At 71.0% G+C, this 15,032-nt stretch carries 10 protein-coding genes and 1 pseudogene; 8 read left to right on the top strand and 3 right to left on the bottom strand.

Annotation, left to right across the window (positions count from 1 at the left end):
- The first annotated feature begins 169 nt into the window (after nt 1-169).
- The 5 genes and pseudogenes from ACIQM4_RS22940 to ACIQM4_RS22920 form a co-directional block, all read left to right on the top strand.
- Complete coding sequence (locus tag ACIQM4_RS22940; RefSeq protein ID WP_401594558.1) at nt 170-1,060, top strand: ABC transporter permease; 891 nt, start codon at nt 170-172, stop codon at nt 1,058-1,060.
- Nucleotides 1,033-1,845 carry an ABC transporter ATP-binding protein gene (locus ACIQM4_RS22935; RefSeq protein ID WP_401594555.1) on the top strand — a complete coding sequence of 271 codons (813 nt, stop codon included), beginning with the start codon at nt 1,033-1,035 and terminating at the stop codon, nt 1,843-1,845. The genes ACIQM4_RS22940 and ACIQM4_RS22935 overlap by 28 nt, the downstream gene beginning before the upstream one ends.
- 158 nt (nt 1,846-2,003) lie before the next feature.
- Entirely contained in the window at nt 2,004-3,038 is a 1,035-nt protein-coding gene (locus ACIQM4_RS22930; RefSeq protein WP_401594553.1) for an ABC transporter substrate-binding protein, read from the top strand.
- Nucleotides 3,038-4,165, top strand: a complete 1,128-nt coding sequence (locus tag ACIQM4_RS22925; protein WP_401594550.1) for an LLM class flavin-dependent oxidoreductase — start codon at nt 3,038-3,040, stop codon at nt 4,163-4,165. Before ACIQM4_RS22930 ends, ACIQM4_RS22925 begins: the two co-directional genes overlap by 1 nt.
- A gap of 57 nt (nt 4,166-4,222) precedes the next feature.
- A pseudogene (locus ACIQM4_RS22920) lies at nt 4,223-5,308 on the top strand (NAD(P)-binding domain-containing protein); the annotation flags it as partial.
- A 270-nt stretch (nt 5,309-5,578) separates the two neighbouring features.
- Here the strand turns inward: ACIQM4_RS22920 and mltG are convergent.
- Both mltG and ACIQM4_RS22910 read right to left on the bottom strand, forming a co-directional pair.
- Nucleotides 5,579-6,382 carry an endolytic transglycosylase MltG gene (mltG, locus tag ACIQM4_RS22915; protein ID WP_401594548.1) on the bottom strand — a complete coding sequence of 268 codons (804 nt, stop codon included), beginning with the start codon at nt 6,380-6,382 and terminating at the stop codon, nt 5,579-5,581.
- A gap of 404 nt (nt 6,383-6,786) precedes the next feature.
- Nucleotides 6,787-8,685 carry an ABC transporter ATP-binding protein gene (locus ACIQM4_RS22910; RefSeq protein ID WP_401594546.1) on the bottom strand — a complete coding sequence of 633 codons (1,899 nt, stop codon included), beginning with the start codon at nt 8,683-8,685 and terminating at the stop codon, nt 6,787-6,789.
- Nucleotides 8,686-8,796: 111 nt separating this feature from the next.
- Between ACIQM4_RS22910 and ACIQM4_RS22905 the strand changes: the two genes are divergently transcribed.
- The 3 genes from ACIQM4_RS22905 to ACIQM4_RS22895 all read left to right on the top strand — a co-directional run bounded on the left by ACIQM4_RS22905 (nt 8,797) and on the right by ACIQM4_RS22895 (nt 13,966).
- Nucleotides 8,797-9,309: a MarR family winged helix-turn-helix transcriptional regulator gene (locus ACIQM4_RS22905; protein ID WP_401594543.1), complete on the top strand. Its 513-nt coding sequence runs from the start codon at nt 8,797-8,799 to the stop codon at nt 9,307-9,309.
- 36 nt (nt 9,310-9,345) lie between these two features.
- The gene (locus ACIQM4_RS22900; RefSeq protein ID WP_401594541.1) at nt 9,346-12,270 is read left to right on the top strand and encodes an FAD-binding and (Fe-S)-binding domain-containing protein; all 2,925 of its coding nucleotides are present in this window, start codon (nt 9,346-9,348) and stop codon (nt 12,268-12,270) included.
- A gap of 253 nt (nt 12,271-12,523) precedes the next feature.
- Nucleotides 12,524-13,966: a Gfo/Idh/MocA family protein gene (locus ACIQM4_RS22895; RefSeq protein ID WP_401594538.1), complete on the top strand. Its 1,443-nt coding sequence runs from the start codon at nt 12,524-12,526 to the stop codon at nt 13,964-13,966.
- A gap of 104 nt (nt 13,967-14,070) precedes the next feature.
- Here ACIQM4_RS22895 and ACIQM4_RS22890 read toward each other — a convergent pair whose 3' ends face one another.
- Entirely contained in the window at nt 14,071-14,829 is a 759-nt protein-coding gene (locus ACIQM4_RS22890; RefSeq protein ID WP_401594535.1) for a L,D-transpeptidase family protein, read from the bottom strand.
- Between the last annotated feature and the right edge of the window lie 203 nt (nt 14,830-15,032).

The following is a 15,032-nucleotide window of genomic DNA, read 5'->3' as shown; positions in this document are numbered from 1 at the left end:
CCCTGACTCCCGCGCCTTCGGCTGTTCCTGTCGCGGGACCGCCCTCGCCTGCTCTCCTCCCCCGCCCACTCGGGCGCGTACTCCGCCGTGTCGTACCTCACCGGGCAACACCCGGTGGCCACACGGGTGTTGAGGCGCGCCATGGGCCCTGCCTCTGTGGAGTCGCTCCATGACTGTCAGCCATGCACCACCGGATCTCTCGGCCCTGCCGGTTGCGGAGGAAACCGCTCCCCCGGTTGGCCCGGGGCCCACGCTGGAGGCCGTTGAGCCCAGGAGTGCCAAGAGGGGCGGACTGCGGGCCGTGCCCCGGTGGGCACGGCGCACCGTCGGGCCGCTGCTGCTGCTCGCGCTGTGGCAGGTGTTCAGTGCCACCGGGATCCTGCACCCGGACGTGCTCGCCTCGCCCGGCACCATCGCCCGCGCCGGCGCCACCCTGATCGCGGACGGGACACTGCCCGACGCCATGGCCACCTCGCTCCAGCGGGTGGCGGTGGGGCTCGTGCTCGGCGTGGTCGTGGGAGTGGTGCTCGCCCTCCTCTCGGGGCTCTCCCGGCTGGGCGAGGACCTCGTCGACGCGAGCGTGCAGATGCTGCGCACCGTGCCGTGGGTCGGACTGATCCCGCTGTTCATCATCTGGCTGGGGATCGGCGAAGCGCCGAAGGTCGCGCTCATCGCACTCGGTGTGGCCTTCCACCTCTATCTGAACGTGTATGCCGGGATCCGCGGCGTCGACGCCCAACTCGTCGAGGCGGGCGAGGCGTTGGGGCTCGGCCGGTGGGGCCTGGTACGCCACGTGGTGCTGCCGGGAGCTCTGCCGGGTGCGATGACCGGACTGCGGTACTCGCTCGCCACGGCGTGGCTCGCGCTGGTGTTCGGCGAGTCGATCAACGCCGACGCCGGCATCGGCTTCCTGATGAACCAGGCACGCGAGTTCTTCCGTACCGACGTGATCGTGGTCTGCCTGGTCGTGTACGCGTTCCTCGGCCTGATCGCCGACGCCGTCGTCCGTCTCCTCGAAAGGCTGCTGCTGCAATGGCGACCGACCTTCACCGGCCAGTGAGCACCCCGCCCCGGGCCCGCCCGCACGAGTCCGGCCCGGCGGTACGGGTGGAGGGGCTGACCCGTTCGTTCGGGGGACGGCCCGTCATCGACAACCTCGACCTCACCCTGCGGCCGGGCGAGTTCACCGCACTGCTCGGACGGAGCGGGTGCGGGAAGTCCACCCTGCTGCGGGTACTGGCCGGGCTCGACCGGGAAATCGAAGGGACCGTACTCGTACCCAAGCGGCGGGCGGTGGCCTTCCAGGCTCCCCGACTGATGCCGTGGAAGCGGGTGTGGCGCAACGTGCTGCTGGGGCTGCCGGGCAAGCCGGGGCGTGAGGTCGCGGAGGCGGCTCTCAAGGAGGTCGGGCTGGAACACCGGTCCACGGCCTGGCCCAAGACACTGTCCGGCGGGGAGGCCCAACGTGCTTCGCTGGCACGGGCGTTGGTCCGGGAACCCGATCTGCTGCTGCTCGACGAGCCGTTCGGCGCACTGGACGCGTTGACCCGGATCAAGGCACAGCGGCTGGTGGCCGAGCTGTGGCAGCGGCGCGGCTGCGCGGTGCTGCTGGTCACGCACGACGTGGACGAGGCACTGCTGCTCGCGGACCGCGCGTTGGTCATGCGGGACGGGGTCATCGCGTACGAGACCGCAATCGGACTCGACCGGCCCCGGAGCGTCGGCACGCCCGAGTTCGGCGCACTGCGCTCACGACTGCTGACGGAGCTCGGCGTGGACGAGACACCTGAGGGCTCGCGCGTCGCGAGTCCGAGCAGCGACGAGAGCCACGCACCCGCGGTCTGACCCGTGCACACCGCCTGACCCGCACACGTCGTGTGACCCACGCACGCCCTCTGACCCGCACACGCAGTGTGACCCACGAACACCGTCTGACCGCAGACATCGTGTGACCCACGCACACCCCCGACATCTCGTCACCCAAGAGAGAGACCTGATCTGCCATGAAACGGCCGTTCCTGACCGTAGGCCTGCTGCTTCCCCTCGCCTCCCTGTTGCTCACCGGCTGCGGTGGGTCCCCGGCGGCCAAAGCCTCCGGCGACACCGACGGTACCGGCTCCGTCGTTCTCAACGTCGGTGACCAGAAAGGCGGTTCGGAGGCCATCCTGCGGGCGGCCGGCGAGCTCGACAACCTCAAGTACCGGATCAAGTGGTCGACCTTCACCTCCGGCCCGCCGCTCCTCGAAGCGATCAACGCGAAGGCCGTGGACGTGGGCGGGGTCGGCAACACGCCACCCGTCTTCGCGGCCGGCTCGGGCTCGAAGATCACGGTCGTGGGTGCCTCGCACGGCTCGACCGAGGGTGAGGCCCTCGTCGTGCCGAAGGACTCACCGCTGAAGAAGCCGGCGGATCTGAAGGGCAGGTCGATCGCGGTCGCCCAGGGAAGCTCCGCGCACTACCTGGTGGTCGCCGCACTGAAGAAGGCCGGGCTCGGCATCGGTGACGTGAAGCTGAAGTACCTCCAGCCGGCCGACGCACTGGCGGCGTTCAGCCGGGGCAAGGTGGACGCGTGGGCGGTGTGGGACCCGTACACCTCGCAGATCCTGCGTACCTCGAACGCGCGTGTACTGACGACGGGCCGGGGCATCACCAACGGGCTCGCGTTCCAGGTGGCTTCGCCCGGCGCGCTCAAGGACTCCGCGAAGTCGCAGGCCATCGGTGACTACATCGATCGCCTTGAGCGGGCCCAGGCCTGGGTGTTCAAGCATCCCGAGGCGTGGGCGAAGGTCTGGGCGAAGGAGACCGGGCTGCCCTACGAGGTGGCGCTCGACGCGGTGCGGCGGACCAACGGCACCAGGGTCCCGGTCGCGATCGACAAGGCGGCGATCGCCTCCGAACAGGCCATCGCCGACACCTTCGCCGAACTCAAGTTGATCCCGGGAAAGGTCGTCTTCGAGGACTTCGTCGACACCCGGTTCAACAAGTCGCGGCCCTCCTCCGGCACCGCCCCCCTCTCGTACGGAAAGGCCTCCTCCTGATGAACGTTCACCTGCACTGGTTCCTGCCGACCGGCGGCGACGGACGCACGCTCGTCGACCGGCACGCCTACACGGACGGAGGCATCAGCCGGTCGCGGATCACCCCGGCGCAGGGGGTGCGTCCGCCCGACATCGAGTACCTGGCCCAGATAGCCAAGGCCGCCGAGCAGCTCGGCTTCGAGGCGGTGCTGACGCCGACCGGGACGTGGTGCGAGGACGCCTGGCTGACGACGGTGGCGCTGGCCCAGCACACCGAACGGCTGAAGTTCCTGGTGGCGTTCCGCCCGGGGGTGATCTCGCCGACCCTGGCGGCGCACATGGCGGCCACGTACCAGCGGATCACCAAGGGGCGGCTGCTGCTGAACGTGGTCACGGGCGGGGACTCCGTCGAGCAGCGGCGGTTCGGGGACCATCTGGACCACGACCGGCGGTACGCCAGGACCTCGGAGTTCCTGGAGGTGGTGCGCGGGGCGTGGGGCGGCAAGCCGTACGACTTCGAGGGTGAGCACTACCGGATCGAGGGCGGACTGACCGCGCTGCCGCCCGACCCGCTGCCGCAGATCTTCTTCGGCGGGTCGTCACCGGCCGCCGGGCCCGTCGCCGCTGACCACGCCGATGTGTATCTGACCTGGGGCGAGCCGCCTGCCCAGGTCAAACAGAAGATCGACTGGATTCGCGGCCTTGCCCAGGAGCGTGGACGCGAGGTGCGGTTCGGCATCCGGCTGCACACCGTCTCGCGCGACTCGGCGCGCGAGGCGTGGGCGACGGCGGACCGGCTGCTCGACGACCTGAGCCCGGACGCGATCGCCGCGGCGCAGGAGGCGCTGGGCAAGAGCGAGTCCGTGGGGCAGCAGCGGATGCTGGCGCTGCACGGCGGGTCGCGGGAGGGCCTGGAGATCTCGCCCAACCTGTGGGCGGGTGTGGGGCTGGTACGAGGTGGGGCCGGGACCGCCCTGGTGGGCAGCCACGCGGACGTGGCGGACCGGATCGAGGAGTACCACGCGCTCGGTGTGGAGCACTTCGTCCTGTCCGGTTACCCGCACCTGGAGGAGGCCTACTGGTTCGGGGAGGGAGTGCGTCCCGAGCTGGTGCGGCGGGGGCTGGTGGCGCCGCAGCTGCAGCTGTAGCTGTAGCTGTAGCGGAAACCACGGAAGATCTACGGCCCGCGCCCTGTTGGTAGAAGCATGAACAACACCGGGGTGCGGGACGCGGACGTCGTGGTCGTCGGCGCGGGGCAGGCCGGCCTGTCGGCCGCTTACCACTTGCGCAGGTCGGGTCTGGTGCCGGAGCGGGACTTCGTCGTACTCGACCACGCCCCGGCGCCGGGCGGCGCATGGCAGTTCCGCTGGCCTTCGCTGACGTACGGGAAGGTGCACGGCATGCATGCGCTGCCCGGGATGGAGCTCACCGGCGCCGACCCCCGGCGTCCGTCGTCGCAGGTCGTCCAGGAGTACTTCGCGGAGTACGAGGAGGCCTTCGCCCTGCACGTCCACCGGCCGGTGGACGTGCGGGCCGTGCGGGAGGGCGACGGCGGACGGCTGCGGGTCGAGACCTCCGAGGGTGTCTGGGCCACGCGGGCGCTGATCAGCGCGACCGGTACCTGGGACCGGCCGTTCTGGCCCCGCTACCCCGGCCAGGACGCCTTCCGCGGACGCCAGCTGCACACCGCGAACTACCCGGGACCCGAGGAGTTCGCCGGCCTGCGGGTCGTGGTGGTGGGCGGGGGCGCGTCCGGGACGCAGCACCTGATGGAGATCGCACCGCTCGCGGCGGCGACGACCTGGGTGACCAGGAGGCCCCCGGTGTTCCGGGAGGGCGAGTTCACCGAGGAGTGGGGGCGGGCGGCCGTCGCACGGGTCGAGGAGCGGGTGCGCGAGGGGCTGCCGCCGGAGAGCGTGGTGTCGGTGACGGCGCTGCCCGTGACCGAGGCGATCCGGGCGGCACGCACGAACGGGGTCCTGGACCGGCTGCCGATGTTCGACCGGATCACGGAGACGGGCGTGGCGTGGGACGACGGACGCCCGGAGGTGCCGGCGGACGTGATCCTCTGGGCGACCGGGTTCCGGGCGGCGATCGACCATCTGAAGCCGCTGCGGCTGAGGGAGGCCGGCGGCGGGATACGGCTGGAGGGATCGAGGGTCGCCCGTGACGAGCGCATCCACCTGGTCGGCTACGGCCCGTCGGCCAGCACCATCGGGGCGAACCGGGCGGGGAGGTCGGCGGTGCGGGAGACCCTGCGGGTGGTCGAACGGGCGAAGGCGGTCAGGGCGACGGGAGCACGGGACGGAGCGGGGGCACGGGACGGGACGGGAGTACGGGACGGCGCGGGAGCACAGAACCTGGTGCGAGCACACAACCTGGCGGGGGCGCCGGACGGGGCGGGGGCACCGGACGGGGCGGGGGCACCGGACGGGGCCGAACCACAGGACCTGGCGGAGTCACAGGACCTGGCGGGGGCACCGGACCTGGCGCGAGCACAGGACGTGCCGGAGTCACAGGACCTGGCGGAAGTGCCGGTGTGAGCCCGGCACCCTCGCTGCTCACCCGTTCTTGCGGATCTCGTTGAACTCCGCGACGTTGCGCTTCTGGACCTCGTAGTCGTCCGTGAAGCGGGTGTCGCCGGGCTTCACCGTGACGAAGTACAGCCAGTTTCCCGGCGGCGGATTGCGGGTCGCCCGGAGCGCCTCCAGGCCCGGATTGCCGATCGGGGCCGGGGGCAGGCCCTTGCGCTCGTACGTGTTGTACGGGCTGTCGAGCCGGGTGTCCTCGTGCGTGGTGTCGAGCGTGCTGCGGTTCATCGCGTAGTTGAGGGTCGAGTCCATCTGGAGCGGCATGTCACGGTCCAGCCGGTTGCGGATGACCCGGGCGACCTTGCCCATGTCGGCCGTCGTGTCCGCCTCCGCCTGGACGATGCTGGCGACCACGACGTCCCGGTGGACGTCCGGGCCGGTGCCGAAGCGCTCGTTCGCCGTCCTGACCATGTAGCTGAGCAGGCTCGCCGCCGTCGTCGAGTCCTTCACCGGGTACGTGGCCGGGAACAGATAGCCCTCCGGATTGCCGCCCGCCGCGACCGGCAGGGGCAGGTTCGCGGAAGCGGCGGCCTTCTTCGCCGTGCCGGGCGCGGCGCCGAGCGCCCGGTCCACCGCCTCGTACACCTGGGAGGAACGCCGGCCCTCCGGGACCGTCAGGGACGTGGCGTGCTCCCCGCCCTCCTTCTTCCACAGCAGGAGGAGCGCCGCTCCCGCGCCGAGAACGGCCAGGACGGACACCAACAGAACCAGCCGACGGCGCCGGGACCTGCGTCGCGGCGGCGGGGGCGAGACTTCCTGGGACCTGAGCTCCATACCCGGAACGCTAACCGCCCGGGGCGAAGGCTCCCCGGTCACCACCCGACCGGCGGACCGCGGGGGAACGTACGAACATGGGCTCGGGTGTTCGCTGGAACGCGTGATCGTACTGGATCTCCTTGCTCAACTCCCGTGTGCGCACGATGCTTACGGGGCGCAAGCAACGGGCTGCAGACCGTGATTTGCGCAGTCCCACACATGCACGAGTACGCGAGTACGCAGCTCAAGGAGAACCCGAGATCATGAACCTCATCACCGACCTTCTCGCCGGCGCCTTCCACTTCCTGGGCTGGCTGGTCTGACCGAGGTATCACCACGGCGCCGTCTCTCCCCCGTCCCAGGGGCAGGGGCGGCGTCGCCGTGTGTGCGGAGCCCCGCCGGGTGACCCGAGGACATGGCGATCAGGACGCGGTGACGGCGACGGTCTCGCTCTGCGCGGCCTGAAGCTCGGCCGGGGCCGCCGATGCCGTCGGCGCAGGCTCCTCCGTACCGGCAGGCGTCAGCCGGGCGTCCCTGCGCACCAGGGCGGCGTAACGGCCGTCCTGGGCGAGCAGTTCCTCGTGCGTGCCGATTTCCATGACGCGGCCCGCGTCCAGGACCGCGATCTGGTCGGCGTCGCGGACGGTGGACAGACGGTGCGCGATCGTGATGGTGGTACGGCCCGCGGAGAGGGAGTCGATGGCCTGTTGCACGGCGTGCTCGGTGCGGGTGTCGAGGGCGCTGGTGGCTTCGTCCAGGATGAGGACCGGCGGGTCGCGCAGGATCGTGCGCGCGATGGCCAGCCGCTGCTTCTCGCCGCCGGAGAACCGGTAGCCGCGTTCGCCGACGAGGGTGTCGTAGCCGTCGGGCAGCGAAGCGATGTGGTCGTGGATCTGGGCGGCCTCGGCGGCGGCGCGCAGTTCCTCGTCGGTGGCGTCGGGCTTGGCGAAGCGCAGGTTGTCGGCGACGGAGGCGTGGAAGAGGTACGTCTCCTGGGAGACGACGCCGACCGCACGGGCCAGGGAGTCGAAGTCCAGGTCGCGGACGTCGGTGCCGTCCAGGGTAACCCGGCCGCCCGTGGCGTCGTACAGCCGGGGCACCAGGTAGCTGAGGGTGCTTTTGCCGGAGCCGGTCGGACCGACGACGGCGAGGCTGCCCCCCGCGGGGACCGTGAGGTCGATGCCGGAGAGGGTGGGGCCCGACTTCTCGTCGTACGCGAAGTCGACGTTCTCAAGGCGGACCTCGCCCTTGGGGGCGGGGAGGCGGACCGGTTCGTCGGGCTCGGTGATGTCGACGGGGAGGTCGAGGTACTCGAAGATCCGCTGGAAGAGGGCGAGTGAGGTCTGCATCTGGACGCCGGTCGACAGCAGGCTCACGGCGGGGCGAAGCAGGCCCTGCTGGAGCGAGACGAAGGCGACGAGCGTGCCGAGGGAGACGACCGGCGCCCCCGCGTTCATGGTGAGGCCGGCGGCCCAGTAGATGACGGCGGGCATGGCGGCCATGACGATGCCGATGGTCGACATCCGCCACCGGCCGGCCATGTTGGACCGGATCTCCAGGTCGACGAGGCGCTCGGACTCCTCGCTGAAGTTCTTGGTGAGGGAGTCGGAACGGCCCATGGTGCGGCCGAGGAGGATGCCGCTGACCGACAGCGACTCGGTGACCGTGGCGGACATCGAGGCCATCTGCTTCTGCCGCTGCGTGGTGATCTTCTTGCGCTCGTGGCCGACCTTGCGGCTGATCCACACGAAGAGCGGCAGCAGGAGCAGCGAGACGACGGTGAGCCGCCAGTCGAGGGCGAGCATCGCGACGACGGTGGCCACCACGGCGGTCAGGTTGGAGACCAGCGAGGTCGCGGTGGAGGTGACGGTCGCCTGCATCCCGCCGATGTCGTTGGCTATCCGGGACTGGACCTCGCCCGTGCGGGTCCTGGTGAAGAAGGCCAGCGGCATCCGCTGGAGCTGGGTGTACACGGCGGTGCGCAGGTCGTGCATGACGCGCTGGCCGACCGTGGTGGAGATGAGGGTCTGCAGGACACCGAAGACGCTCGTGACGACGGCCGTGACGATCATGCCGGCGGCGAGCAGCGTGAGCAGGCCCGTGCGGCCCTGCGGGATCGCGACGTCGAGGATCTCGCGCAGCAGGAACGGTGAGGCGACGCCGACCAGCGACGAGGCGCCGACGAGCAGGCCGACCAGGGCGAGCCGGGCGCGGTAGGGACGGAACAGGCGCAGGATGCGGCGGATCTCGGCGGGCGGCTGCTGCTTGCCCGGTTCGGGATCGGGGGGCGTCCAGGGGTTCGCGTGTCGTTCGGGGTTCATGGGCTCCTTCGGAGGGTGCGGAGGAAAGAACGGCGGGAAGCGGGGGCTTCCAGAGCTTAGTTCATTGTTACCTATACTCACAATGCACGAGGTCCTGTTATTGTTCCCGGTATGAGCGACATCGCGGAAACCCGTCCGGCGCGACCGGAGGAGCAGCTGAGTCCGGACACCCGTGCCGACGACGGCATGCTGGCCGAGCAGCTGCTCCGGCTGACCCGGCGACTGCACCGCGCGCAGAAGCGCCAGCTGGAGCCGATCGGCATCACGCCCGGCCAGGCGCGGCTGCTGCGGGTCGTCGCACGTCTCTCACTGCCCGAGGGCGCCGACGGCGCCGCTCCCAGAATGACCGACCTCGCCCACAGTCTGGAGGTCGTGCCGCGCGCCGTCACCACTCTGGTGGACGCACTGGAGGAGCAGGGCCGGGTGCGCCGGGTGCCCGATCCGGCCAGCCGCCGGGTGATACGCATCGAACTCACGGACACCGGCCGCACCACCCTGGGCGACCTGCGCAACGCGCGCCGCGACGCCGTGGAGGACATCCTGGCTCCACTGACCGCCGCGCAGCGCAAACAGCTCGGCGGCCTGATCTCCACCCTGATCGACGGGGGCACGCACCCCTGTTGAGCCGAGCACACCACAGCCCCTGAGAGGACGCCGCCCATGCCGCTCCTGGAGCCGAAGCCGGAGGCCCTGCGCCCGCCCGTGCCGCAGGACCCCGCCCCCGACCGGGTGCCCGCGGCGCTGGCCGGAGGCACTCCCACCGCGCTGCGCCGAGAGCTGACGGCGGTGCTCGGCGCGGAGAAGGTGCTGTGGAAGGTGTCCGACCTGGTGCGGTACGCGGCGGACGCCAGCCCGTACCGGTTCGTGCCACAGGTCGTGGTGGTGGCCGAGGACATCGACGACATCTCCGCGGTCCTCTCGTACGCGCACGGCAAGGGCCGCGAGGTGGTCTTCCGCGCCGCCGGCACCTCGCTCAACGGCCAGGCCCAGGGCGAGGACATCCTGGTGGACGTGCGCCGCCACTGGTCGGGCGTCGAGGTGCTCGACGACGGCCTGCGGGCCCGCATCCAGCCGGGTACCACGGTGCAGCGCGCCAATGCCTCGCTCGCCAGGTACGGCAGGGTGCTCGGCCCCGACCCGGCGAGCGCCATCGCCTGCACCGTCGGCGGGGTGGTCGCCAACAACGCCTCGGGGATGGCCGCGGGCACCACCCGCAACAGCTACCGCACGGTCGCCTCGCTCACCTTCGTCCTGCCGACCGGCACGGTCGTCGACACCGGCGACCCGCGCGCGGACGAGTACCTCGCGCACGCCGAGCCCGCCCTCTGTGCGGGTCTGCTGGCCCTCAAGGAGGAGATCGAGGCGGACCCGGAGCTCACCCGCCGCATCCGCGCCAAGTACGAGATCAAGAACACCAACGGCTACCGCCTCGACGCGTTCCTCGACGGATCGACGCCCGTGCAGATCCTGCGCGGTCTGATGGTCGGCTCCGAGGGCACCTTCGGCTTCATCTCTGAAGTCGTCTTCGACACCCTGCCGCTGGACCGCAGGATCTCCTCCGGGCTGCTGTTCTTCCCCTCGCTCTCCGCGGCCGCGGCGGCCGTCCCGCACTTCAACGAGGCGGGAGCGCTCGCCGTGGAGCTGATGGACGGCAACACGCTGCGCGCCTCGGTGAGCGTGGCGGGCGTGCCGCAGGACTGGACGGACCTGCCGAAGGAGACGACAGCCCTGCTGGTGGAGTTCCGGGCGCCGGACGAGGCCGGGCAGGAGGCGTTCGAGCGGGCGGCGGCCGAGGTGCTGACCCGGCTTGAGCTCGTGGCACCGGTGCCGTCCGTGACCAACACCTTCACCCGGGACGCGCGGACGATCGGCGGTCACTGGAAGGCCCGCAAGGCGTTCGTCACGGCCGTCGGCGGGGCCCGCCCACCGGGCACGACGCTGATCACCGAGGACTTCGCGGTGCCCCCGTCCCGGCTGGCCGAGGCGTGCGAGGCCCTGCTGGAACTCCAGGAGAAGCACGGCTTCGACGCCGCGGTCGCCGGTCACGCCGCGCACGGCAACCTGCACTTCCTGCTCGCCTTCGACGCGGGCGAGCCCACCGACGTACGCCGGTACGCGGCCTTCATGGAGGACTTCTGCCGGATGACGGTGGAGCGGTTCGACGGCTCGCTGAAGGCGGAGCACGCCACCGGCCGCAACATCACCCCGTTCCTGGAACTGGAATGGGGCCCGCGGGCCACCGAGCTGATGTGGCGCACCAAGCAGCTCATCGACCCTGACGGCGTGCTCGCGCCGCGCATCGTCCTCAACCACGACCCCGAGGCCCACCTGCACGGCCTCAAGACCATCCCCCGTGTGGAGGCCGAGGCCGACCCGTGCATCGAGTGCGGCTTCTGCGAACCCACCTGCCCCAGCGGCGACCTGACCACCACGCCCCGTCAGCGCATCGTGCTGCGCCGGGAGATGATGCGCCAGCCCGCCGGGTCCCTGGTCGGTGAGAACCTCCTCGACGCGTACGGGTACGACGCGGTGGACACCTGCGCGGGCGACTCCACCTGCAAGATCGCCTGCCCGGTCGGCATCGACACCGGCGCCCTGATGAAGGACTTCCGACACCGCCGTCACTCGCCGCGCGAGGAGCGTGTCGCGGCCCGCACCGCCAAGAACTTCAAGGCCGTGGAGGTCTCGGCCCGGCTCGCCGTGGCCGCCGCCGACAAGATCTCCGACCGGCTGCTCGCCGCCGTGACCGGGCTCGCACGCAAGGCGGTCCGCCCCGACCTCGTACCGCAGTGGCTGCCCGAGATCCCCGGCGCCGCGGCCCGCAACCTCCCGCACACCTCTCGTACCGGCGCCGTCGCCGTGTACTACCCGGCGTGCGTCAACCGGATCTTCGGCGAGCCCGAGGGACACCGCGGCCCCTCGCTGCCCGAAGCCGTCGTCGCGCTCTGCGCGCGTGCGGGCAGGCCGGTGTGGATCCCGGACGACGTCACCGGCACCTGCTGCGCCACCATCTGGCACTCCAAGGGGTACGTCACAGGCAACACGGTGATGGCGAACCGCATCGTCGAGGCCGCCTGGCGTTGGACGGCGGGCGGCCGGCTGCCCCTCGTCGTCGACGCCTCGTCCTGCACGCTGGGCATCGCCGACGAGGTGGTGCCCTACCTCACCGACGACAACCGCGAGCGGCACGCCGCGCTGACCGTCGTCGACTCGACCGTCTGGGCCGCGGAGGAGCTGCTGCCCGAGCTGACCGTGCACCGCCGCACCGGATCCGCCGTCCTGCACCCCACCTGCTCGATGCAGCACCTGGGCGACGAGGCGCAGCTGCGCACGGTCGCCGAGGCGTGCGCGGAGGAGGTGGTGGTCCCCGACGACCTGCGGTGCTGCGCGTTCGCCGGGGACCGGGGGATGCTGCACCAGGAGCTCACGGAGTCGGCGACCGCCCGGGAGGCCGCCGAGGTCGGGCGGCGCGAGTACGACACGTACCTCTCGGCGAACCGGATGTGCGAGATCGGCATGGACCACGCGACGGGCCGCCCCTACCACTCCGTACTGCTGGACCTGGAGTGGGCGACGCGTCCTTGAGCCACCGGAGCCGCGGCGGGTCACTCGTCCCTGAGCCGCCAGGGCGGCGATGGCGGGCGACTCGTCCCTGAGCCGCCGAAGGCCCGTTGAAACCTCCGGACGCGGCCGGTCGTCCTGCCGGAGGGTTCGGTTCCAAGAATCCATGAGTCGGCGTCAGCAAGTCCAACTTCTCTTTCTCGCGGTCCTCTTGCGCCACCCCTGACCCTCCGTGGAAGGTGATCGGCGGTACCCGATCACCCTTCATGGAGGTTCGATGTACGACGACAGGACCGCACCGGCTCCCGACGCCTCGACCGACTCCCCCGACGGCGTCTCACGCCGTTCCGCCCTGCGTGGCGCCGGCGCGGTCGGTGCCGGGCTGGGGCTGGGTCTCGGTGGCGCAATCGGCGCGGCCAACAGCGCGACCGCCGCCGAGACGGGCGGCGTGGCCGCGGCGGAGCCCGCACGTCAGGGCAAGACCATGGCGGGGGTGCCCTTCGAGCGGCGTTCCACCGTCCGGGTCGGCATGATCGGCCTCGGCAACCGCGGCGACGGCATGATCGACCTCTTCCTCGCCCTGCCGAACGTCAAGATCGTGGCCGTCTGCGACCCGGTCCGTGCCAAGGCCGAGAAGGCGGCCGCGAAGGTGGTCAAGGCGGGGCAGCCCGCCCCGGCGCTCTACACCAAGAACGAGGACGACTACCGCAACCTCTGCAAGCGCGGTGACATCGACTTCGTGTACATCGCCACGCCGTGGGACTTCCACTACGAGATGTCCAAGACCGCCATGCTGAACGGCAAGCACGTCGGCGTCGAGTGTCCGCTCGCCATGCGCCTCGAAGAACTCTGGGACCTGGTCAACACCTCGGAGCGCACCAGACGCCACTGCATGCAGCTGGAGAACTGCTGTTATGGCAGGAACGAGATGCGGGTACTGCGGATGGCCCACGCGGGGCTGTTCGGCGATCTGCTGCACGGCGCGGGCGCGTACAACCACGACCTGCGCGGTCTGATGTTCGACCCCACCTACTACGAGGGTCCGTGGCGCCGACTGTGGCACACCCGGCTGCGCGGCGATCTCTACCCCAACCACGGATTCGGTCCCGTCGGCAACTACATGGACGTCAACCGCGGTGACCGCGCGGTGAGCGTCGTCAGTGTCGGCTCCCCCTCACTCGGTCTGGCCGCGTACCGCAAGCAGCACATGCCGGCCGGCGACCCGAGCTGGAAGGAGTCGTACATCGAGAGCGACCGTACGATCAGCCTCGTCCAGACCGCCAAGGGCCGCGTCATCCGTCTTGAGCACGACGTGTCGACCCCGCATCCGTACAGCAGGATCAACAGCCTCGGCGGCACCCTGGGACTCTTCGAGGACTACCCGGAGCGCATCTACCTGGAGCCCACCAACACCAACGACGAGTGGGACGACTTCGGGAAGTACGCGGAGTGGGACCACTGGCTGTGGAAGGAGCACTCCAACCCTCCCGGTGGCCACGGCGGCATGGACTATCTGATGCTCTTCCGGCTGATGCAGTGCATGCAACTGGGTCTGGTCCCGGACTTCGACGTGTACGACGCGGCGACGTGGACGGCGCCGGTACCGCTGAGCCACCTGTCGATCCGGGCGAAGGGCGCGCCGCAGCAGATCCCGGACTTCACCCGGGGCGAGTGGCGCAAGGCCAGGCCGGGCGTCGACTCGAAGAAGCCGACCGGCTGAGGGCGCACGCCATCCGCCCGTAGCGGGTACGGCAAGGCAAGGGGGGTACGGCTCGGCGGAGCCGTACCCCCTCCGGCCGCGAGGGCCCACGGCCGCTCCGCCGTTCAGCCCTTCAGATACTGCTTGTCGCCCATCACCACGACCGGTCCGCGCGCCGGGTCGATGCTCCGCAACAGGGTTTCCATCGCCGTCCTGGAGACGCTCACGCAGGCGGAGGTGCCGCTGCCGTGGTCCATGTGCAGCCAGATCCCGCCGCCCTTCTTCTGCCCCTGCGGGCGGACCGGGTCGTTCGGCGGGGCGCCCTTGACGCGGTTGTAGTCGATCGCAATGACGTAGTCGAAGTCGTGCCAGTGCGTCTTCGCCCAGCTGCGCGGGGCGGCGAAGGACGACGACCTGGTGTACGGCAGCTTGGCGCCCGGGTCGGGAAGCACGCCGCCCGCGTCGGACAGCGTGAACACCCCGGCCGGGGTGCGCTTGTCGTCCTCGCGGTGGTCGGGGGCCCAGCCCCGTACGCCGTTGTGCGCGGGCCAGCGCCCTGCCTCGTCCCAGGTCGCGCCCTGCTTGTCGTAGAGGACGACCGTGGCGTCCGGCGAGTTCCTGGACTCGCCGTAGACCGCGACCACCTGACGTGAGTCCGCCGGAATCCGGGCCTGGAGCCGGTCGCCCACGTCGGGGATCCGTTTCAGGTCACGGGTCGGGGAGGCGGCCGGCGCGGACGCGACGGCGGCCGGTCTGTGCTGCGTACCGCCGTCACCCGCACCGCAGGCCGTCAGGAGCAGCAGCCCGGCCGTCGCACCCGCGACGGCGGGAATCCTCAGGGAGCGGCGAGCCTTCGAGAGATTCGCACCGTTGGACATCGGCATACCGCCCATGCTGCCACCGCCCCCTGGGCGCCGGCGCACCGGCTCCGCCGGCCCGGCGCGGCGCCCGCAGCCGCTCGTGGACATTGGCGCGTTCCGGGCGGTGACGGACATAAATCGATTGCTTCGGACGGCTCCGCGGGGTCAACCTTGCACGGTTTGCGCCGCCTGTCCGTTCCTGTTCCAGAGCCGTCACACCGAGCCGT

The sequence above is a fragment of the Streptomyces sp. NPDC091272 genome, from assembly GCF_044757485.1.
GTDB lineage: Bacteria > Actinomycetota > Actinomycetes > Streptomycetales > Streptomycetaceae > Streptomyces.
The sequence above is the reverse complement of the archived record's forward strand: the minus strand, read 5'-3'. Positions and strand labels throughout refer to the sequence as shown.